A 22,376-nucleotide genomic window follows, 5' to 3' on the forward strand; every position below is an offset into this window, starting at 1 on the left:
TGATAGCATATGAAAATTTTCAAAATATTACCGTTTGTTTTTCTCCTGCTGAGCTCATGTTCAGGTTTATTGGATGAAAATCCTAAAGGGGATGTTGCCGGAAGCAATTTCTTCATCGACGAAAACAATGCTCTTTCCTGTGTTAACGACCTATACAATGCATTTGCCGATGCGAATGTATATACTCGCCAGGCCATGATGGTTATGGAATTCGGGACAGACATCGGGACCCGTTCCCCGACAGACAACTGGCCAACTCTCGACCCGATAGCAACTTATACTCATAATGCATCGGCAGAGCGTATCGGATGGACATGGCGCGACGGATTCAAATATATCCGCAACGCCAACCTGGCAATCGCCAATATCGAAGCAATGGACGAGAGCTTGTTTAAACAGATACCAAAGGAACGTCTGTTGGCAGAAGCCCGTTTCGTTCGTGGTTTCCTGTACTTCCACCTGACCAACTTCTTCGGGGATCTGCCAGTAATACTCGAACCGGTAACAGATATAGATGCCTATCTGACATTAAGCCGCACTCCTGCATCTCAGGTCCGGAAGGAGGTTGCTCTTCCCGATCTGCAATATGCAGCCGAAAACTTACCTGAGTTCGACGAGTATAGCACCTCTGATGCAGGAAGGGTAAGCCGTAGCAGCGCCATCGGATTAATGGCTAAAATATACCTTTTCGAAAAAGAGTATGCCAAATGCGAAGAACTCTGTCGCCAACTCTATACTGAAGGTAAACGAGGATTACTGCCACATTACAGCGATGTATTCAATTCTAAGTACAACAACAGCAAAGAAAGTCTTTTTGCAGCCCAGGCATTAATCGAAAAGACAGAATTACCCAGTCAGACTACCTGCTACGGTGATTATACGGAAGAATCAGACAGTCCGTATAAAAACAGTGCAGCAATAGCCCCTCTTCTTCCGTTCGCTTCTTATTATGTACCGGATGAAGACAAGTGGTATGATACAGAAAACGACAGCCGCTGGAAGTTCAATTTCCGCCTGGCTTCGGAAAGTAAATACAAGGAACTTATTGCAGGAACAGGTACTACCGCCCAACATCTGGGAGCAGGTATCAAATACAAAGGAGAAATTGTACGAACTCCTTATATTGTGAAATTCTGTGATGTGGAGAACCGCCGTGCCGACCGCGAAGGAACTTCCCTGAATTTTCCTCTCTTACGATGGGCAGACGTCTTATTAATATTTGCTGAGGCTTTGAATGAACAAAACAAAACGAATGAAGCTTTTACCTATATTAATGAAGTCCGCGAAAGAGCTTACACCAACGAAGACGGGACCATCAACCCCGGTTGGAAACTACAAGGCCTGTCGCAAGCACAATTACGTGAAGCTATCCTCAAGGAACGGGCCCTGGAGCTTTGTTATGAAGGACACCGGAAATTTGACTTATTCCGTACCCATAACCTGGTCAAAGCAATACAGGGAGTTACTCATCTGAATGACATCGAATATCTTTTCTCTGAATCTTACTATCCGAAAGAAGCAGCGAAAAATGTAAAGGATTATCACGAACTGTTCGGTGTTCCTACAAATGAAATAACACTAAACAGCAACCTTCTTCCCCAGAATGAAGGTTATTAACCCCAATATTTTATGTTCAAGAAACTGATCACAGGCATATCGCTGATAGCCTTTTGCTCAAACATAGTAGCCCAAAGCCCCGAACAGGGGCTGGTCTACTATCAGTCTTTCGATGATCCGCAGCCGGAAGCCATCCGGATGGCAGAAATTGCAACCCGCGATTCATCCTCCCTTTTCCTGGTGCATACCTCTTCCTATAGTGAAGGATTAAAAGGGAAAGCCCTCGACCTGACAGATGAGATAGCTTATCGTATTCCCCTTTCCCTGACCGCTAAAGAACGTCCGTCTTTTGCAGCAGACCGTTCGTTCACCCTGCAAGTCTGGGTAAAAACGAAACCCGGCGCCCCATTAGGTACGCCAATCATGACGAATGCAACGACTGCCGACCCGACGGGCTGGTGTATCGGAACGCAGGAAAACGGAGCTTGGTATCTGAGCCTGAACGACGGAAAGAACAGTTACAGCTATCAGCCGACAGCCGGACGGCAGGCCATAAACGACGGGAAATGGCATCAATTGACAGTATCCGTAGATAAGAAAAAGGGAGAAGTATGGATGTATCTGGATGGACGCAATGTTGCTATTTATCAGACAGAAGGACTCCAGTCGCTCGAAAGTAAATTCCGCACGATCGTAGGAGGGAGTGATGAGGAACAGGATTGGGAGTGCCGGGGCGAATGGATGGCCTTCAACGGAAAAATAGACGAAGTGAAGATGTGGGATCGTCCGATCAGCAGCCAGGAGGTACGGGAAAGTTACGGACAGTTCTTCCCATTATCTCCCTTGTATCCGTCTTACAAGCCCGACAAACTAAAAGTACAGGTATGGAATATATGGCATGGCGGAAGGCGCTTCGGCAAGCAGGTCGGCGTAAACCGTGTCATAGACGTCCTGAAAAAAGAGAATGCGGATGTGATCGGATTGATCGAAACGTACGGTTCCGGTGCTATCATTGCAGACTCCCTCGGGTATTATTTCTACTTGATCAGTTCCAATCTCAGCATTATGAGCCGTTACCCGATAGACGAAACGATTCAACTGTTCCGTTCATTCAATTCGGGAGGAGCATTTATCCGCTTGAATGAGGAACAGCAAATCGCCTTCTACGACATCTGGCTTCATTACCTACCCGACGTTGCCGATCTGAATAAAGGAAAAGAGGCGATAAAGAAATACGAAGAGGATGAAGCGCAGACCCGCCTGCCGGAAATCAGAGAGATACTGAAACAAATGGCACCTCATACCGCACAGTCGGCAGAAACACCGGTCATACTGGTCGGAGATTTCAACTGTGACTCTCATCTGGATTGGAACGAGCAGACCCGGCCGGCCCATCAGGGTGCGTTTGCCAAACTGGAAGTATCGAAACAGGTCATCGATAAAGGTTTCACCGATAGCTTTCGTCATCTTTATCCGGATGTCCTGTTAAACCAGGGAGCAACCTGGTCGCCGCTCATCAATCTGGGAGCTAAAAAACTGAGTTGCCTTCCCCAGCGGATCGACTATATCTATTACAAAGGGGAGAAACTAATACCCTATCGTTCGGAAGCCCTGAGCCATCATCCTGTAGGGTGGCCCTCCGATCATGGAAGCGTAGTGACGTCATTCTACTTTAAATAAAAGGCAGACTGCTAATATTGTATATCACTACTGTCTTCTTTTCATATCACAGTCAGATTCCGTTTGTTTTACAGATGGATTTCTTTTGTATCACAACTGTGATATGAATAGAAGATCAAGAGAAAATGACTCTATTCCGGAACAAAATCACTGTATGCCCCAAACAACCCGCTAGATCCCCCCAATTATTTTACTTTACGGCCTTGTTCTTCTGAATAAATGCAGTAGGGATCATTCCGAACTCATTCTTGAAGATACGAGTGAAATATGACTGGCTCTCGATACCAATCCGCTCCATCGTTTCACGGATAGACAGATTTTCCTCTATCAACAATCTAGCAGCCTTTCGCAGACGGTAACTTCTGATGAACTCGACAATTGATTTATCCGTCAGCGATTTGACTTTCGCATAGAGTTTACTCCGGCTCATCGACAACTCGGAGGCAATGTAGCTGACATCCATGTCCGGCTGGTCGATACGACTCTCAATAATTTCGATCAGACGACTGATAAATTTATTATCCTGCTGGTTTGCTGCCAGTTCCCGACTGTCAACGAAATAGTTCCGAACATAGTGTTCTTTCAGGTTTTGCTGTTGCCTGAATATATTCTGCACAGTCAATTTCAGAAGTCCGAAATCAACCGGCTTTTCAAAATAAGCATCCGCACCGGAGTCCACCCCTTCCATCTGATTCTCCAATCCACCTCTGGCTGTCAGCATAATAAATGGTATATGGGAAAAGTTCATGTTTTCCTTTATCTCCCTGCATAAAGTTATTCCGCTTTTTACCGGCATCATAATATCACTGACGATAAGGTCGATTTCCATTTCTTCCACTATATCGGATGCTTCCACCCCATTCCCGGCCTCGACAATCTCAAAAGAAGAGCGAAGATGCATCGCCATCAAACCACGCAAATCCTCATTATCTTCCACCAAAAGGATTCGTTTCCTGTCTCTCAACAAGAAGAATTCCTGTTTATCTGATTCCTGTTTATCAAACAGGAGTTCCGGTTCGATAAAATATGACATTGTCATATTTTTCGCTGATGCTTCATTTTCCAACAATTCCACAGCATCATACATTTCTTTATCCAGAGGAAACTGCACAAGCATTTCCGTACCTTTGTTGCGTTCACTATAAATCGAAATAGCTCCTTTATGAAGCAATACCAGACTTTTTACCAACGCAAGCCCGATTCCGGAACCGATGTGAGCCTCCGTATCATCCGAATCAACTTTATAGAAACGTTCAAACACTTGGGCTATAGATTCGGCTGAGATACCGACACCTGTATCCTTGACCAAAATACTGAAAGTCCGGACCAACTCCGGATTAGATTGTATTTTATAGCTGTTTTTAAAACCGGACCGAAAAGGTTCCTTATCCAACCGGGTCTCGACTACAATATGCCCTCTATTGCCTGTGTATTTGAATGCATTGTTCAATAAGTTCATAATTACTTTCTCCATGACCTGTTCATCGAAGTAAATAGGCACTGATAAAGCCGGATCACACTGAATCGTGTAGTCGATCTCCTTTTGTAAAGCATACTCCTGAAAATCAGAAGCGACCTCCTGAACAAAACGGTTAATATTAGATGAATGTACCTTCAGCTTCATTTTCCCATTCTCCACTGTCCTAAAATCCATCAGCTCATTAACCAGATTCAGCAGGCGGCGGGCATTACTATTCAACAATCGGATATAATGATTGTTCCCATACTGTTGCTGCATATGCTCGACAGAAGCCATGATAAGAGACAGCGGAGTTCGGAAATCATGGGAAATATTTGTAAAGAAGCGCAGTTGAGCCTGATGGTTCTCTTCCTTCTTCTCCATTTCCAAAGAATCCATATAAAGCTCTAGTTTCAGTTTTTTCTGATGGTTGTAATAATACAAAACAGTTCCTCCTAAAGTAAAAAACAGGAAACCATAAATCATATACGCCCACCAGCTAAACCAGGGAGCCGGTAACCTTCTGATCCGGATCGTTGTTAGAACATCATTCCATACGCCATCATTATTGGATGCCATCACTTCAAATGTATAAGTACCCGAAGGAACTTTGGCATAAGACACGATCCGGCTTGTGGCATCGATCTCTATCCAACGCTGATCGTATCCCACCAACCTGTATTTAAACCGGTTCTTCTCCGGTATCAGGTAATTATCAGAAGACAACTTAAAACCAAAATTTATCTGGTTATAATCCAAAATGATCTCTTTGGTAGTAGAAATCGACTGGTGCAACGGAGAACCAGTCGAATCGGGTTTTACAATCTCATTATCTATATAGAAATCTGTAATAATAGCAGTCGGTTTAAATTCACTGAGCAACACTTCCTTCGGATTGATAATTGTAAAACCGTTGGTCCCTCCAAAATACAATTCACCATTTTTCCCTTTCATACAGGCTTTCGGATAAAATACGATTCCCTGTATCCCGTCTTTCTTATCAAAACGGAAAAAGGTATTTTTTTCTATATTATATTTAAACAGACCGTTATCCGTGCCCATCCAGAGATCGTTATCATCATCCGCACAAAGACTATAAATTGTGGATACGTCATAGCGCAAAATATCATTGACGGAATAAAACCGGTTATTCTTCACATCGTATTTAACCAACCCACTCCCAACCGTTCCAATCCACACATTCCCCGTTTCATCCAGACATAACGCCTGTGCCCTGAGACTGTAAGTCGAATCCGAAGCAATCTTCCTGTACTCCTTAGACCTAACATTCATATAATAGAGTTCCTCGTTATTGACCACCCATAAATCATCTTCTCTTCCCCGGCAAAGATCCGAGATGGAACTATTGTTGTTATCTCTTTTCGACAGATAATGAGTAAAACGATCTGTTGCAAACGAATAGAAAGAAATACCTGCCGACTGATAGCTGATCCATAAACCGGAATCCGCTTCCAGTATCACCTTTCTCAAATCGTTGGTTAGCATTCTGTTGTCTGAACGATAATCTTTATTGAATCGCTTAAAGGCCGATGTTTTGTAAGAAAAACAATCTAATCCTCCCCGATACATGGCAACCCATAGATTCTGAGACTGGTCGATAACCAGCGATTTAACATTATCGTAGGTTAAACTGTTTTGTAACGGATTATGGGTATAATACCTGAACTCCCCCGTTTTCTTATTCATCCGGTTGACACCACCACCTTCCGTGGCGATCCACAGAAATTCATCATCTTCTGCAAAACCACTTACCACTTTATGGTTCAAACCGTTTTCACGGGGAGTAAACGTGCGGAACCGGGATGTCTCCTGAAAATTAAGATAACACACCCCCCCCGAGTAAGTACCTATCCAGACATTTTTCTGGGCATCTTCTTCTATCGTCCATACCGAGTTACTGGGCAAAGAAAAAATATCTGATTTTGAATTTGTGAAATGGGAATATTCCTCCGTTTCCGGATTCATGATATATAATCCTCTCTGAGTACCAACCCAGACATAACCGTTTTTATCGACATATAAAGTTTTCGACGGAACATATTCGTTATTTTGCGTACAAAAAAAACTGTAGTGGTTAATAATGGACAAAGTCTGATAATTCAACTTATACAGTCCATAGCTTTCGGTCAACACCCATAACTCATTCCCATGTTTTTTTATCTCGATAATTGCCTGGTTATCCGAAAGCACACAAATTTGTTCAAAAAACATTTTGTCATAGTCAAACCGATATATCTCACCTTGGGAAGTTCCGGTTATAAGTTCATCCTCATCAGCACACAGAGTCACGGCATCATACAACAAACCTTTTTCTGACTCCATTCCGAAAAAGGTCTTTTTCTCCACATCGAAAATGCCTAAACTGGCACTTATCAGCCAGAGATTCCCCCGAGAATCCGTTTTAATGTTCATCGTATTCGGCTTGAACATTCTTTTAAAAGAGTCGGTAATCTTATCGTAAACGAAAAGCCCTTTATTAGTTGAAACGAACAAATGTCCGCGGGCATCCAGTTCCACATTCCGAAAGTACCATTTATCCGAAGTATCCAGCATTCTGAAATAAGAATAATACCTTCTAAACTGGTAACCGTCAAAACGGAAAAGATCGTTCTCCATGACGATCCAGATAAAGCCGTCGTTGTCCTGCTGAATAGACTTTACCCCATCATAATAAAAGCCACCCTCAGGCGACAAGGTGTGGAATTTGTAATTTTTTATATTCCCCGCCAAAACTGGTAAACTGAAAGATAGGCAAATAAATAATATCAGCTTGTATAAAATATGATTTTTTCTGAGTCTAAACATCGTAATTCCTCATTTTGTATAGAAATAAAACTCCCCCAAATATAGGATATTCAGGGGAGAGTTCTTTATTCAACTTCGAAAAATATACGGATGTAGCCCTTTTTTGACTTTTCATTCAGACGGATTCCGATACGGGAAAACTCAGGACCGTTTTCTTGTATTTTTTCTGGGATAATAGTATATCCCTTCGGAGATGATACTTCTATTTTTACATTGGCTGTATGTTGCTTGCCTGACAGTTTTATTGTATTGTCTCCCTTTTCCTTCCAGTCGGCCAATGTCGTAACAGCAGACTCAAAAGAGCCGGCCTGATCCAGTTCGAAACGATCTTCTATCAGCAAACTACCTTTTCCGCTACGGTCAAACACAAATTTACGAGTATATGATTTCAGATTCGAACAATCGTAAGCACTCGTTAAGTCCAAAACATATTCATCACGGGCAGCTGTAAAATCCGTTCCTATGATTTTTGCCCGGTATTCTTTTCCGACTCCCTGTAACGCCTGGTCTATCACAGCGACAGGATGACCGAAAGAGGAAATCGACTTGAATGTATACCGTTTATCCGTCCACATTGCACCGGCATAGTGATAAGGACCTCCCAGATCGCCCGCCAGTGTTTCATTCCCTATGACAAGAGAATAACTTCCCACATCATTATGATTGTGATGTTCGGCATTATTTCCGCCCTTCAAGGCAACTCCCATGGAATGTGTCGTTGGATTTTCAGGACGACAAATCAACACTCCGGCTTTGTCAAAGAACATTCTGACCGGTTGTTTTCCCTCTGTCTTTGCTACACTTTCAGCATGGCAGGATGTCTGCAAGGCCGTATTCTGAAAAAATAACATCGCAGTAAAGACCGAAGGCTGGAGTTCTCGAGTGTCGATCTGATCATAAGCAGACAACCCTAATCCCAGATTATGGTTACAATACCATAAAATCTGTGGAGAAACAGCCGTTCCGATCCGGCAGTCGGCAAAAGCCGGATAAACCCCGTTGATAATTTCGAAATTGATGCCATACATCGCTATCTTTTTCATCTTCTCACTCTTGAATAAGTCTATAGCGCCTTTGGTGCGCTGATACAACTGTTCCCGTAAAATGATGTAATGTTGGAATCCATAATTAAAATATCCCAGCCCTTCCGTACAATATCCGTCATCCGTATATCCCAGCACACTGTTCTGTGAATAATATTCGGCAGCGGCAACAAACAAGGCTCGTTCCTTTCTGTCTTTTATAACCCCGACAGCAGCACTGGTAACACCTGCCAGACAAACGGCATTCCAGTTATTCGTATTATTGAACCAGTTAAAAGTATATCCTTTCCCCGTTTGTAAAGCATCTTTAACCGGATTAAAAGCACGGGCATACATGGAGTCTATCACAGCCACCCTGACCGGTTCACTGATCTTATCATCCAGGAAATAAAGAGTCTCTGCCAACTCATGGACAAAAGCTGCCGCTGCCAGATCCACTTCATGTTTCTTTCCATAAAATACGTTCAGATACGTATCGTGTGCCGGAAGTACCCAGGAACGATGGGAGATCAGCTCTTTCAAGGTCGATTCTATTTTAGGGACAAAACGTCCTTCATTCTCCATACATTCAGCCCAAACCAATGGTGCCAGACGTGATTTTCGGGCATTCAGCATTTTCTCGCCGGGAGGCCTGACACCATTCTTTGAAAATTCCAGGTAGAGCTCATCATCCCAAGCTGGCATTTCCGTATTCAAGACCTCCTCTGCCTTTTTCAAGACAGAAGGATAGTCAATTTTATCTTTGATCTTTTCCCACTCCGCACGGTTGTGATAGGATACGCCAAAACCAGCCGGCTCCTCCTCTAGGTAACCGGCAATTTCATTGATTCGAAACCGGTTATTCTCTTCAAAAGGAATACTTTTCGGTACTTGTGCTAGCAAAGCAAAAGGCAACAGACAAAAGGTTAAAAGGTATTTTTCCATGGTATACTGTATTTAAAGATTTCAAAACAACTGTATTCCAGAGTTTTTCACGTTCGGTATATTTTCTCCGGGTATCAGGCAAACATCTACCCACTGCCGGGTATTTGCCGGAACTTCAAATTCGAATCCAACAAAGATAGTTCCTTTATTGGAAGCATCATACTCATGACGAGATTCCGTACTCCAGGTTCTGCCCTTTATCGCAACCGTCCCTTCAGCTTTTATTGTCAACTTCTTTCCATCCATGACAAGCACAATGGTATGGTCATCTATGATCTGCGGGGTAGCTGCAGTCAGCAGATTCCACCGGATCGAAGCCGCCTTGTCATCCGTCCGGATTTCATCACGGATCAGGACATATTCGTTATTAATAATTCCGACACCTCTTTTCAAGCTACTGACTTCTGTTCGATATAAAGACGTAAGATCCATTGAAACAGACATCTGCCCGTCCTTTTCTGTAATATTTTCTACCGGAGCATACCCTGCTATGATCTGTTTCTTTCCATTTACAGTCAATGTATTATGAGCCATATTGTTATAACGAAACACATCCCAGCGGGGAGATTCCTGCGTCATATTCCACAGGTCAATACCTTTCGATTCCAGCGAATGATAATCTTGTGCCCCGAAATCCATAGCCCATCGAATACCATCCGATTCCATCACAAAAGAACCTATATCCATATGTCCGTGACTTTCCTTCGGAGTTCCCCCTTTCACCCCCAGGTAAATAGCGTTATCCGATTCCCAGGAAGTCCGCATAATGGCAAGAGCACTTTTTCCTTGCCCCGTATACATCCGTTCAACAGGAGTCGTAATGTCTTTAAACAAAATATCCTTACTCCATATAAGTAACATGGGGAGATAACGGTCTTTAGTTAGACTGGGATCTTTTCTGACTTCAAGCGCTTTTAATTTATCCAGTTCTCTCCAGATAAGTGAAGGAGTATTCGTCTTTCCGGCAAACCAATACATAACCGGATTCACTACAGTGGAACTCCCGTTATCGGCAAAGTTAAAACATTGTAGGCTGGCATGCCTGGATTCTGTAACACGTTCTAGCGATTTTGTGACAGCGAGTCCATTCACTGCCCTGGCTGTACCTTCCATATGTTGCATAAAAGAGGCTGTATTCAAAAATCCGGGAGCCTCGCAAAGGCCAAAATCCTTTTTCCAAATAGTTTCCAGCAGATCAATGAACAACACATTATAAGTCGTCCCATAAATCCAATAACCATATCCTTCAGGATAAGCCCCATTATTTACATAGACGGTCATCGGTTGGCGTATCGACTCCAAAGCACGATTTATCAAAGCGGCAGATTCCTCCGGTTGTTGTTCATACAAAGCCAGTGCTCCAAAAGTAATGCCTCCGTTACAAACCTGGTTCCAATTGTTATTACCACCCAGCCAGCCGTTATATTGTTTTTCTAACGATGGCTTCAACCCTTTCTCCTTGATTGCTGCGGCAATCTGTTTTCTCGATTTTTCAGACAACCGGGGATATAGCCAGTCATATCCGATCGACACAGCAGAAGTCATCTCCGCCACATCCAAAAAATGACTAGGATTCCAGTCCGACAAATCAGCCATTGCCAGCAACTCTTTTTCCGCCCGCAGAAAATAGGTATCCTCCTGCGTCAAACGAAAAGCATACGACAAGTAAAAAATCCTCCGGATAGCTTCACGCGAAGTATGCAAGATTCTGCGCCCTTTCTGGTTACGGGCAAGGACCGGTAGCGAAAGCATCCGGTCGCATTCCTCTATAATCTCGTTGTGCAAGGTTTGCAACAGAGGCTCAGAAGATATCTTATCCTTCAACAGCGTTTCTTCTCCTTTAGTTAAAAGAAGACGAGGGTGCTCCGGGACAACCTCATGTGAAGAGATCCCGGATAATGACTGTGCATGCAAGACTATCGGCAAAAGCAAGGCAATCAATAAGATATACTGTTTCATTTTTTCTCTATTTGGGTAACTGAATAAAAAGAAAGTGTACCGGGCTCGTAGGATAGTCGGTACACTTTCCATAAATTTATTATTTCAACTTATACTCCGGATAAGCGTCAACCACATGCATAATGCCATTGGTCGGCTGCAAATTGGAAGTCACTACCGAAACAACCTTTCCCGAATTTACCACGTCATTGATCCGGACTTCAAACTTATTTTGTGCATCATTATTCTGAGGTCTCAAACTCAGATACATGATTGCATCCGGATTCATAGTTTCAACTTTCACCGGCGTAGTCGTCAGATCTAAAGAATGATAACGTCCCTTTACAATATATGAATTCAGTAACGTCTTAATATCTTCTACTTTCATTGCCTGCAAACCGGAATAACGATTATCCTTTAGATAACTGGTGAACGCTACGTCATTCAGAATAATAAAAGTACGGTCGTCGATCTCATATTCCTGCTGGTAACCGGCCAGTGTAATTGCGTCATACAGCAAAGACATATCCATATTTTTACGGCTTTCAATAAAAGCATAGGCCGACATATCCATTGTCAGTTCAACCGGACTGTATTCATATTCAAAATCCTTTTGCAGATCAAGTCCGAACAGGTTGCATGAACTGAATATTGAAGCCATGAAACAACCTGCAATTAGTTGGAATAGTATTTTTTTCATATCTGTATCTTTTTAATAATTACCATTTTGAACCAAATTCGCATTTTCCAGAATATTATTATAATATACCGGCCAGTAAAGCTGCCATTCATCTGTAAAGCGGGGGCATACGTCACCTGTTTGCGCTTCAATGTAATTTTCAAAATAATCGTTCATCACTTTCATCGCCCGGCCTGTACGGATCAGGTCAAACCAACGGCGTCCCTCACCCAACAGTTCCAGCTGCCTTTCCTGAAGGATAGCATCCTCCATAGCCAGAGTCCGGTCCGAAGCATTTGTAAAATCGTCCATCGTCTTCAGTGACAGTCCCGCCCGCTCGCGGATCATATTCAGTAATTCCAGTGCTTCTTCCTGTCTCTGCTGCTTATTCAGCGCTTCCGCTCTCAGCAATAGAATATCAGCATAACGGTAAAAAGGAACATACTTTTCATTTGCTTCAATCACACGTTCACCCGGTTGCCATTTCCAGATGGATGCATCGCCATTCGGGCTGGATATGTGGTTGGATGCATAGACAATCGTAGTATCGATCGTCTGATAACGGCGAAGGTCCATACGATATTCCTCCGTATTCCACAAGTTCTTCACTCCTTCCGAAGGTATCATCTGCGGAGCAGCTGTCCGGCACATCATATAGATAATCCAGTTCTGTTTATTATTCTGGTAAGACCATTTCATTGTCCAGATGTTTTCGCTGGTAGTACCGTCTGCACAAACCTGGGCAAATTCAGTCCCTTTGAGAAGCGAATAGCGTTTCAAATCCATCAGTTTCCCGGAGTAAAGAATTGCTTTGTCATAGTCACGCATCCACATGGCGTAATCGGTATAAAGGGCATACAAGGCACCGGGATTGAAACGGAACACATCATTCTGGCCTTCGTCCACTAATTTCACAGCTTCTTCCAGGTCTTTTCCCACCAGGTCCAACACCTGCGACTGAGGAGACTGAGTCGGTTTTTCAACATCAGCCAAAGATAAAGTCGGTTTTTCTACCAACGGGACATTTCCCCATATTCTCGCCAGATTGAAATAACAGAAAGCACGTAAGAAATAAGCCTCAGCCAGATAATTATCTTTCTTAATCGCAGTCAGTCCCTGCACATCAGGTATATAATGCAAAGCATAATTAACAGTAGAGATAGATTTATACCACACATTCCAATCAGCAGAGACATGCGATGAATTCAGTTTATTGGTATTGGCGGCATAGGTAGGCATACTGCTGGAAACCGTTGTTCCCACAAAGTTATCGGAGCGCATCTCAAACCAGGTCATATAATTACCGGCACTGTTCTTATTATAGTTTGTCTGGAAATCCGCATAAACAGAATTCAATGCGGCACGGACATCATTATCAGTCTGCCAGAAAGTGGAAGTTGCAATATCACTCACGGGGTCCACATCCAGAAAATCATTCAGGCAAGAGGTGAACAAAAGAGTCGACAAGAAAACTGCATATATCTTTTTCATCTTCATATACATTTAAAAGTTAACATTTACTCCGAACAGAATATCTTTTGCCTTCGGATAGGAGTTATTATCATAACCTACGGCAAATCCGCTGCTTGGTAATTCAGGGTCGAAACCGGAATAGTTCGACCAGGTAAAGAAGTTTTGCATCATAGCTGATACGCTCAATGATTCAACACCGATCTTTTTCACGATATTTTTAGGCAATTCATAAGCCAGACGGATATTCTTCAAACGGATATACGAACCATCCTCGATCCAGAGACTGCTGGCAAAGCGGGTATTATCCATGACTGCCGCACCATTTGGTTTCGGGAACTTGGCTATATCGCCGGGAGCTTTCCATGAATTAGCGATATTAGCTGGGTTACCGCGGGTGATAGCCGACCATTTATGTTCCGAACGGCTCTGCTCGTAAGCATTGAATACATCTCCGCCTATGGCAAAGGAGAAGAACAAAGAAAGTGTGAATCCTTTATACGTAAAGTCGTTATTGAAACCTCCGATCACGTCCGGCTGTCCGCAACCCAGTACCTGACGGTCTTTGGCATCGATGATACCGTCCTTATTGACATCGTCCCACATAACATCACCGCCTTTGAAAACATCACCGGTTGCCGTATTATAACGATACTGTTTGATCTCGCCGTCATAAGCCTTGCCATCCAGTTCATAGCCGGTAAAGCGGTCTTTTTCATCAAATATCGGAGTAAGCTGTTTCCAGTCGGGGGTAAAGGCATTCGATTCATCGTACGGGAAAATAGCATTAGCTTTCCATCCATACATAGTTCCTACCGCATATCCCTTATCCAGGATATATACCGTATTGATAAACTGTTGTCCGCCCTCCGGAATGGAAACGATCGTATTCTTATTGAACGAAAGGTTCAATGAGGTATTCCACTGGAAATCTTTCGTTTTAATATTGGTTGAATTCACCGTTATTTCCCATCCTGTATTTTTTACATCGCCAATATTCTGATAAGAACTACTGAAACCGGATGTTTGCGGTAATTTAACCTGATAAAGAACATCTGAAGTCTTTTTGTTATAATAATCCACTATCAATCCGATTCTTCCGTCCAAGACAGAGACATCTAGACCGATATTATACTGCTGCGTCTGTTCCCATCCCAAATTCCTGTTCTCTAACTGATTCGGGTAAATACCCGGCATATCCGCATAAAAGTTTGTAGTATACAATCCCAAAGAAGAGAAGTTTCCGGCAACTTGGTTACCAGTCACACCATAACTCAGTCGTAATTTGGAATCATTAACTACCGGTTTCATCCATTTCATAAAAACTTCATCCGAAAATCTCCATCCCAATGAGGCTGACGGGAAAAAACCCCAGCGTTTATCTGTTCCGAAACGGGAAGAACCGTCGTAACGCAAGTTAGAATTAAACAGGTACTTACCTTTATAACTGTAAGAGATACGTCCGAAGAAAGAAGCCAGCCGGTTCGCAGTCCAGGTCGCTTTCGTATTGGTCATATCCACACCACCATAAGCATTTGAAATTTCAATGGCATCACTGATATTATCGACAACAGCTAGTTTCGTCATTTCTGTTTTAAACTCCTGGAGACTGAAACCGCCCAATACCGTTAATGCATGGTCTTTATTGAAGGTTTTATTATAAGTCAGCACATCTTCATGTGTCCAGCTGGTTTTCGTATCGTCTTGGTTGGTCGATTTACGACGTCCGTTCACATCTAGGATAGCCGGACGGAAACTCTGATACTTCTGTAAATTGAAACTACCGGCAATGCTGGCTTTAAACTTCAGTTCGTCCAGTATCTTATACTCTAGAAATTCATATAGGTCCAGATTATATATCTTATAATTGTTTTTTCCTACCATACTTTCAGCCAAAGGATTACTACGACTTGCCAGAATCGGGGTATAACTGCCGTCGGGCTCTATCACATTATAGTTAGCGGGACGCTGAAGGATACGTGACCGGGATTCACTAGTCGACCTGCGCTGGTTGGAAATAGTCAGTGCCAAACGATTACCGATAGTCAGACGGGGAGTCGCGTTGTAATCGGCATTGATACGAGTTGTCAAACGCTTATTAAAGGTGTTGATCTGAATACCCTGCTCTCCCAAATAACCAGCACTGACAAAATATTTCAATTTCTTTTCCGCACCGGAAACACTGACATCCACCTGGTTTGTCCACGCATGTCTGAATAACAAATCCTGATAGAAATTGTCAGCAGTCATGGACGGGTTCAAAGAGTCGCGGTTGGCGATCGTCGTATAATTGCCGTTCAGGAAATTACGTAAAGTTTCATATTGGATACCTTGCAAGCGGCTCATCTGGGCCAGTTTTTTACCTATCCGTGACTGTTTCAATGAATAATTGGCAGAAACTTTTGCTTTTCCTTCCTGTCCCTGTTTGGTAGAAATAATGACAACACCATTGGCAGAGCGGGAACCGTAGATTGCAGCAGAAGCGGCATCCTTCAAAACCTCCACGGATGCTATGTCACGCGGGTTGATATTATCGATATTCGAAACTTCCATTCCGTCAACAATAAACAACGGATTGGAGCCGCCGTCACTCAATGTAGAGGTACCCCGAATACGGAATGTTGCGGCAGTACCCGGTTCGGAAGTACTCATAATATCCAGACCTGAGACTTTCCCTTGCAGGGCAGACGCAATGTTTACAGGCTCATTGGACTGTATATCCTTATCACTTACAGAAACGATAGAACCGGTAATATCCCTTTTCTTCATCGAGCCGTAACCGACAACGATTACTTCATCCAAAGCCTGGGAAGATTCTTCCATACTTACATGAATGATCTTCCGGCTATTAACATTGACCGTTTGTGTATTATATCCTAGAAATGTAAACTCTAAAACACCGGTAGCCGGCACCTGAATCGAATACTTTCCATCCATATCAGTCATAGTACCGGTTTGTGTTCCTTTCAATACGATATTGACGCCGGCCATCGGACCTAGTTTGTCGTTCACTGTACCGGTAACTTGTATATTCTGAGCAGAAAGGACAGTCCCAATGCTAACAAAGAGCAGAAGGAACAAAAACTGTCTGTATTTATTAATGTGGTTCATTGTATACTGAATTTAAAGTGATTATTCTTGTTTCGTTGTTACAGAGACCATATAAGTGGCAGTCTTCTTGCCATCTTCCGAAGTGACTGTGAATTGAATAGGCTCCGTAAAATCATAGGCCTTTCCATCCGGTTTATCAAACGAAGCATTAAAGGACTCTGGAGAAAGTTCAAATTTCGGAACCAACTTTGTCAGATCTGTGTTTGCGGGCACTACAAGAGTCACAGTTTTGTTATTCTCATTACAAACCGCTTTCACTGGTTCTCCCGTCTCCGGGTCAATAACAGCAGGGATAGCAACAGAATACAGTTGACAGGCCGCATACTTATATGTCATATCCAGTATCACTTCATAAACGGCTTTTTTTCCGCTTTCCGCTATAACTGTATATTCTATGAGACCAGTAGAAAAATCAACAGCCTCCAAGCTTTTTGGAGTAACACTCGTCCAGGGAGCCGCCACAATCTCCGGACGGATCTCTTTCAGGTCCAAATGTGAAGGTAGTTTCAACGTAATTGTTTTTTTACTCTGGTCTATAGTAGCAATGTGCTGTATAAATACATTGCCTCCGTTCTGGGCAGGGTTCAATGTAAAGCGAACAATACTACGCATGTTGGATGGAGGGTAATCACTAAGATCTTCACTGCCACAACCAAAACCGATAAAGATAAGGCACAGAAACGTGCTTAAATAAATACTTAGTTTTTTCATGTGTCGAATACAACTAAAAAGGTTAAACATCTATTGTTTTATTTTTCTCTCTCTGCGAATTTATACATCTCGGATGCGACCATCAGAAAAGCACCGCTGCCATATTCCTGGTTATCCGCAGCCTGTACATTTTCAGGGCTAGCGCCGATAGCCTGTACATATCCCAATTTCCCGTTTTCATCTATACACTCCAGCAAGGCAGTCCATGCCCGGCATACTTTAGGCATATAAATATCCGGACACAATAATCCGTTATTAATTCCCCAAATCATAGCATAAGCAAAAAAAGTGCTACTGCTGGTTTCTTTTACGGGTACTTCTTCCGGATCCAGGAGACTCGCACGCCAGAGTCCGTCCGGTTGCTGGACAGATGCTATTTTTGTTATCATTTGCATATACAGTTCCTTATAATCCTTATAAATCAGACTCTTTTCCGGAATCAGCGAAAGGAGTTGAGCCAATCCGCCTACCACCCAGGCATTTCCTCGTCCCCAGAATACTTTCTTTCCATTGGTTGTCAATGCATTAAAATAGCGCTTGTCCCTAAAGAAAAGACTATCGTCTTTACTATACAGAAAATCAGTTGAATCCCAATACATTTCTTGCAGATAATCGTAATATTTACCATCACCTGTTATAGTAGCCAGACGGGCCAACACCGGTGGTTCCATATATAAGGCATCACACCACCACCAATCGACACGACCGGGTTGAGGGTCAGCGATCAGACTATCTATCGCTTCCTGTATCCCATGAAGCATCTTCGGGTCCTTCTCTACTTTATAGACATCCAAATAAGCCTGCCCACAGGCCAAATCGTCTGCATGGCGGTACCGACGTCCTCTTTTCCAGTTCCAACCATTAGCCCATTTCTTCGTCTGTTCCAAATAAGCCAGATCAGCAGTTGTCTGATACGCGTACATTATACCGGAATAAAAGACAGAACGGGCCCACTGTTCCTGTTCTGCATTTATATCTACTGGATGGTTAACCTGCCATCGGAAAACATCGAGCATTTTTTCTTTAATAAATGCTTTTGAATAAATATCTTCTTCAGCCGATTTCTTTTCTCCCGAAAAAGAGCAGGAACAAAGCTGGATTGTTAGTATACTGACAAAAACAAATTTCAATTTCATGATTTGCAATTTAGGTGATTTTTAGTCCAAAAGTATAGGAATAAGGGGAAGGTCTTTTGTCCGAATAAGCATCCTTTTGTCTCTATTTGCCTTTTACACAGGAAAAAGCAAAAAAAACGATTTGTACTAAATTTGAAGACAAACGAGCAAAAGAGTTCTTATTGTCATATTACCCATTTATAATTATCTTTGCCCCAAATCAACAAACAGAAAAAGATTCATGAAACGACTACTGGTACTTTGTCTGGCCGCTTTTTGGGCTGGAACTACTTTTACCGCTTCTTCACAAAAGCCATTGATCCCGAACAATACGGAAGTTTTCAAATTATACCTTGAGACACATGGATCTTATAACGAAGCGCTTTCCGGTGAAGCGGAAAGGGATCGTTTTCTGCTGAATGATTTGAAGGTGGAAGCAACGGGGATTGTCACTCCCTGGCTTTCCTATGCCTACCGGCAGGTTCTTTGTTACCGGAATGAATGGGTACGGGCCAACGGCTTCGGCTCCTACATCGAAAATGCCTGGGTAAACGTTCGGTTATCGGATAAATTCTCTGTGACAGCCGGTAAACAGGATGCTGCATGGGGAGGCTTCGAATACGACGAATATACCTATAAGATATACGATTACAGCGATATGAACGACTGGATGGATTGTTATTTCACCGGAGTCGGTATCAGCTACGAACCTGCAGAAACACAGGAACTCTGCCTGCAAGTGACCAACGGTAATGATAACCGCAGCAAATCCCCTTCTTTCTATAATCTAGGCTGGAATAGCAGTTACCTGGATGAGCTGTTGTCACTTCGCTATTCGGTCACCGCCGGACAACAGGCAAAAGGCAACTGGATGTGGATGATCTGGGGAGGCCAGCAGGTGGAAGCCGGCAAATTCCTCGGTTATTTCGATGTCATGTATACAAGGGGCAAAATGGACCCGCTGGGGTTGTTGGCGGAGCAGTTTGAACCGGAGGATGAAGAATCGGGAAGCCCGATTGCAAATACCAGCTATCTCTCTCTGGTGGCTCGCCTGAACTATCAGATTCATCCGAAATGGAATCTATTTGTAAAGGGAATGTACGAAACAGCCTCTGTCTACAAAACAAACAACCCGTATGAGTCCGGCAAATACCGTACCTCCTGGGGATACCAGGGAGGTGTCGAGTTCTATCCGCTGGCGGACGACAATCTCCATCTTTTCATTACCGGCACCGGACGGGCTTACAGCCTGACGGAAAGAGCAAAGGCGCTCGATGCCTCTGTCGAGAACACCGGACGCCTTTCCGTAGGGTTTGTTTATAAGATACCGCTATTTTAGTTGACAGATGACAGTTGACAGATGGGAGGCTATTCCTAACTGTCAACTGTCATCTGTCAATTGTCAACTGTAATACATCACCAGCTTTCATATCTACCGTAAGCATTCCACCGATAACAGGGAGGGATGCCGGATTCTGGTTCATTTTGATACTCAGATTGGCAGACTGTGCCGGCAGCTTGATTCGGAACGTACCAGGGACTGTAGCTTTCAGTCCGGCTTCAGTCAGCTGACCTTCCGTCCATTTGGCTGAGACCTCACCTCCACCCTGCACTTTCAAACCTTTAAAACTACCGGTTTTCCAAGCTGAAGGCAAAGCCGGAAGCAACTCGATATTTCCGGTCTGGCTCTGTACCAGCATTTCTGCAATACCGGCACAACCGCCATAATTGCCATCGATTTGGAAAGGAGGATGCGCACAGAACAGGTTCGGATAAGAACCGCCGCCGTTCACCATATTCGTTCCTTTCTCCACACAAGGACGAAGCAGGTCCGCCAATAACTGATAAGCATGGTCGCCATCATGCAGGCGTGCCCAAAAATTGATCTTCCATGCCATCGACCAGCCGGTACTCTTATCGCCACGTGCTTCCAAAGTCTTACGGGCCGCTTCTGCCAGCTCAGGAGTATGCTCCATCGAGATCTCATTTCCCGGATAAAGACCATACAGATGAGAGACATGGCGATGATGCGGTTCCACTTCTTCGTATTGTTCGAGCCATTCCATGATACGTCCGTCTTTACCGATCGTTGTCGGCATCAGGCGGGAACGCTTATCAGCCAGTTCGCGGCTAAAAGCCGAATCCACACCGAGAATATTGGCTGCCGCTATCGTATTGGTAAACAGTTCACGGACGATCTGGTTATCCATAGTCGAACCGGCACAGATATGTATCACCTTGCCATTCGGCATACGGAAAGCATTCTCAGGAGAAGTCGTGGGAGCCGTTACCAGGTAATTATTCCGTGGGTCGCGCACCAGCATATCCGTAAAGAACAGGGCTGCGCCTTTCATCACCGGATAGACCTCTTTCAGATATTCCTTATCCTGCGTATATTGATAATGAGTAAACAGATGTTCGCAAAGCCACGCGGCAGAAGTATTGGTAGCTCCCCACGAAGGATGCTCTCCCGGAGCAGTAAACTCCCAGACATTTCCCAGGATATGGGTCACCCAGCCACGGGCATTATAAAAGACTTTCGCCGTACGTTCGCCGCTCTCCACCTGCTGTTTGATCCATTCCGTCATCGGCAAATGCAACTCAGACAGGTTGGTCACTTCAGCCGGCCAATGATTCATCTGAAAATTGATATTCAAATGATAATCACCATTCCAGGGCGTATTGATCGTGTTACACCACAATCCCTGAAGATTGGGAGGCAATGAACCGACACGGGTCGATGAGATCAGCAAATAACGTCCGAACTGGAAGTAGAGAGCTCCCAGTGACGGGTCGTTCTTATCCTGCTGGAATGCAGCCAAACGTTCGTCGATCGGCAGTTCATCCCGCTCGGTACGGCCCAGGTCCAGATCGACACGGTCAAACAGAGACCGGTAAGCATTCACATGCTCTCTTCTCAGAGTAGGATAATCTTTCCGTTCCGATTCAGCCAGCAAAGAAAACAACTGATCTTCGAATCCTTCATTCTTATAGCTGGTAGCCATGCTCACCAGGAGAATAGCTTCGGAAGCATTTTGGACGGTCAGCGAACTGTCCCCCGGAATCAGAGAGCCCCCTTTCGGCAGGAGAACGCGTACACGTGCCGCATATTTGGTTCCTTTCATCTCCAAAGTATCCACACCGTCAGGCAACTGACCTTTCATCAGCAGGTCTTTGCCATCGACGGATAAGGCATAATGTTCGGGGCGATTCATTCCTATGTTGAAGTTTAACGCTTTATCAGCGTCTGCCACCAGATGTACCACGCCCAGGTCACCGGAGAAAGAGGTAAAAGATTCACGGCTGTAATTCACTTTCCCTTTGCGGAAAGAGGTTGAGGCGATCGCATCGTTCAGATTCAGTTCCCGCCGGTAAGCTGACACAGAATCTGCATTTCCTGCATAGATATAATCCAGCACGAGATTTCCCAGCAGCTGATAACTTCCATACGGTACATTAGCACCTTGCCCCTGACCACTGCCGGCTCCTTTACAAACAAAAGTTCCGTACATCAGATCCTGTGCTTCGTCGTTCTTTCCTTCGAAAAGCAGACGGCGTATATTCGCCAGCGACCAAACAGCCTGCGGGTTATCCGTATCCTGTTTACTTCCCGACCACATGGATATTTCATTCAGCAGAATGTTCTCCCGGTCGATTCCTCCGTCAGGCATCATTCCCAAACGGCCGTTTCCCAAGGGTAATGTCTCCTCCCACATACGGGCAGGTTCATCAAAATGATAAGCGATCTTGTTAGTTGTTTTCATTTCCGGCATATCGCAGGCTGTCAAAATAACTAATAAGACGGCAACAGAAGGACGAATGATTTTCCGCCCTATCTCCTTTAATCGAATTGAGTTCATAGT

Annotated in this window: 12 protein-coding genes; 3 read left to right on the top strand and 9 right to left on the bottom strand. The window is 43.9% G+C overall.

All coding sequences use genetic code 11. The features are described 5' to 3' along the window. Positions 1–9 precede the first annotated feature (9 nt). Together P3L47_RS02225 and P3L47_RS02230 are read left to right on the top strand one after the other, a co-directional pair. Positions 10–1,617: a RagB/SusD family nutrient uptake outer membrane protein gene (locus P3L47_RS02225; protein ID WP_122363885.1), complete on the top strand. Its 1,608-nt coding sequence runs from the start codon at positions 10–12 to the stop codon at positions 1,615–1,617. Positions 1,618–1,629: 12 nt separating this feature from the next. Next, positions 1,630–3,237 carry a LamG-like jellyroll fold domain-containing protein gene (locus P3L47_RS02230; RefSeq protein ID WP_122363884.1) on the top strand — a complete coding sequence of 536 codons (1,608 nt, stop codon included), beginning with the start codon at positions 1,630–1,632 and terminating at the stop codon, positions 3,235–3,237. Positions 3,238–3,427: 190 nt separating this feature from the next. On the opposite strand, the gene P3L47_RS02235 is transcribed toward P3L47_RS02230, so the two are convergent. The 8 genes from P3L47_RS02235 to P3L47_RS02270 all read right to left on the bottom strand — a co-directional run bounded on the left by P3L47_RS02235 (position 3,428) and on the right by P3L47_RS02270 (position 18,534). Next, complete coding sequence (locus P3L47_RS02235; protein ID WP_158585929.1) at positions 3,428–7,411, bottom strand: hybrid sensor histidine kinase/response regulator transcription factor; 3,984 nt, start codon at positions 7,409–7,411, stop codon at positions 3,428–3,430. 176 nt (positions 7,412–7,587) lie between these two features. Then, complete coding sequence (locus P3L47_RS02240) at positions 7,588–9,489, bottom strand: heparinase II/III family protein (protein WP_277782543.1); 1,902 nt, start codon at positions 9,487–9,489, stop codon at positions 7,588–7,590. A 21-nt stretch (positions 9,490–9,510) separates the two neighbouring features. Continuing rightward, positions 9,511–11,448: a heparinase II/III domain-containing protein gene (locus P3L47_RS02245; protein WP_233577299.1), complete on the bottom strand. Its 1,938-nt coding sequence runs from the start codon at positions 11,446–11,448 to the stop codon at positions 9,511–9,513. 79 nt (positions 11,449–11,527) lie between these two features. Beyond that, the gene (locus P3L47_RS02250) at positions 11,528–12,127 is read right to left on the bottom strand and encodes a fasciclin domain-containing protein (RefSeq protein ID WP_009859660.1); all 600 of its coding nucleotides are present in this window, start codon (positions 12,125–12,127) and stop codon (positions 11,528–11,530) included. A gap of 12 nt (positions 12,128–12,139) precedes the next feature. Next, positions 12,140–13,597 (bottom strand): RagB/SusD family nutrient uptake outer membrane protein, encoded by a 1,458-nt coding sequence (locus P3L47_RS02255; RefSeq protein ID WP_277782544.1) that lies wholly within the window; start codon positions 13,595–13,597, stop codon positions 12,140–12,142. Positions 13,598–13,609: 12 nt separating this feature from the next. Further along, a complete protein-coding gene (locus P3L47_RS02260) occupies positions 13,610–16,687 on the bottom strand; it encodes a SusC/RagA family TonB-linked outer membrane protein (protein WP_122363882.1) in 3,078 nt (1,025 codons plus the stop codon). A gap of 21 nt (positions 16,688–16,708) precedes the next feature. Then, a complete protein-coding gene (locus P3L47_RS02265; protein WP_233577297.1) occupies positions 16,709–17,398 on the bottom strand; it encodes a DUF5018 domain-containing protein in 690 nt (229 codons plus the stop codon). Positions 17,399–17,436: 38 nt separating this feature from the next. After that, positions 17,437–18,534: a glycoside hydrolase family 88/105 protein gene (locus P3L47_RS02270; protein WP_122363880.1), complete on the bottom strand. Its 1,098-nt coding sequence runs from the start codon at positions 18,532–18,534 to the stop codon at positions 17,437–17,439. Between the two features lie 220 nt (positions 18,535–18,754). Between P3L47_RS02270 and P3L47_RS02275 the strand changes: the two genes are divergently transcribed. After that, positions 18,755–19,852 (top strand): porin, encoded by a 1,098-nt coding sequence (locus tag P3L47_RS02275; RefSeq protein ID WP_277782545.1) that lies wholly within the window; start codon positions 18,755–18,757, stop codon positions 19,850–19,852. 49 nt (positions 19,853–19,901) lie between these two features. Here P3L47_RS02275 and P3L47_RS02280 read toward each other — a convergent pair whose 3' ends face one another. After that, positions 19,902–22,286, bottom strand: coding sequence for a glycoside hydrolase family 95 protein (locus P3L47_RS02280; protein ID WP_427910563.1), 2,385 nt, complete (start codon positions 22,284–22,286; stop codon positions 19,902–19,904). Between the last annotated feature and the right edge of the window lie 90 nt (positions 22,287–22,376).

Origin of the sequence: Parabacteroides chongii (genome assembly GCF_029581355.1) — a bacterium.
Lineage (GTDB): Bacteria > Bacteroidota > Bacteroidia > Bacteroidales > Tannerellaceae > Parabacteroides > Parabacteroides chongii.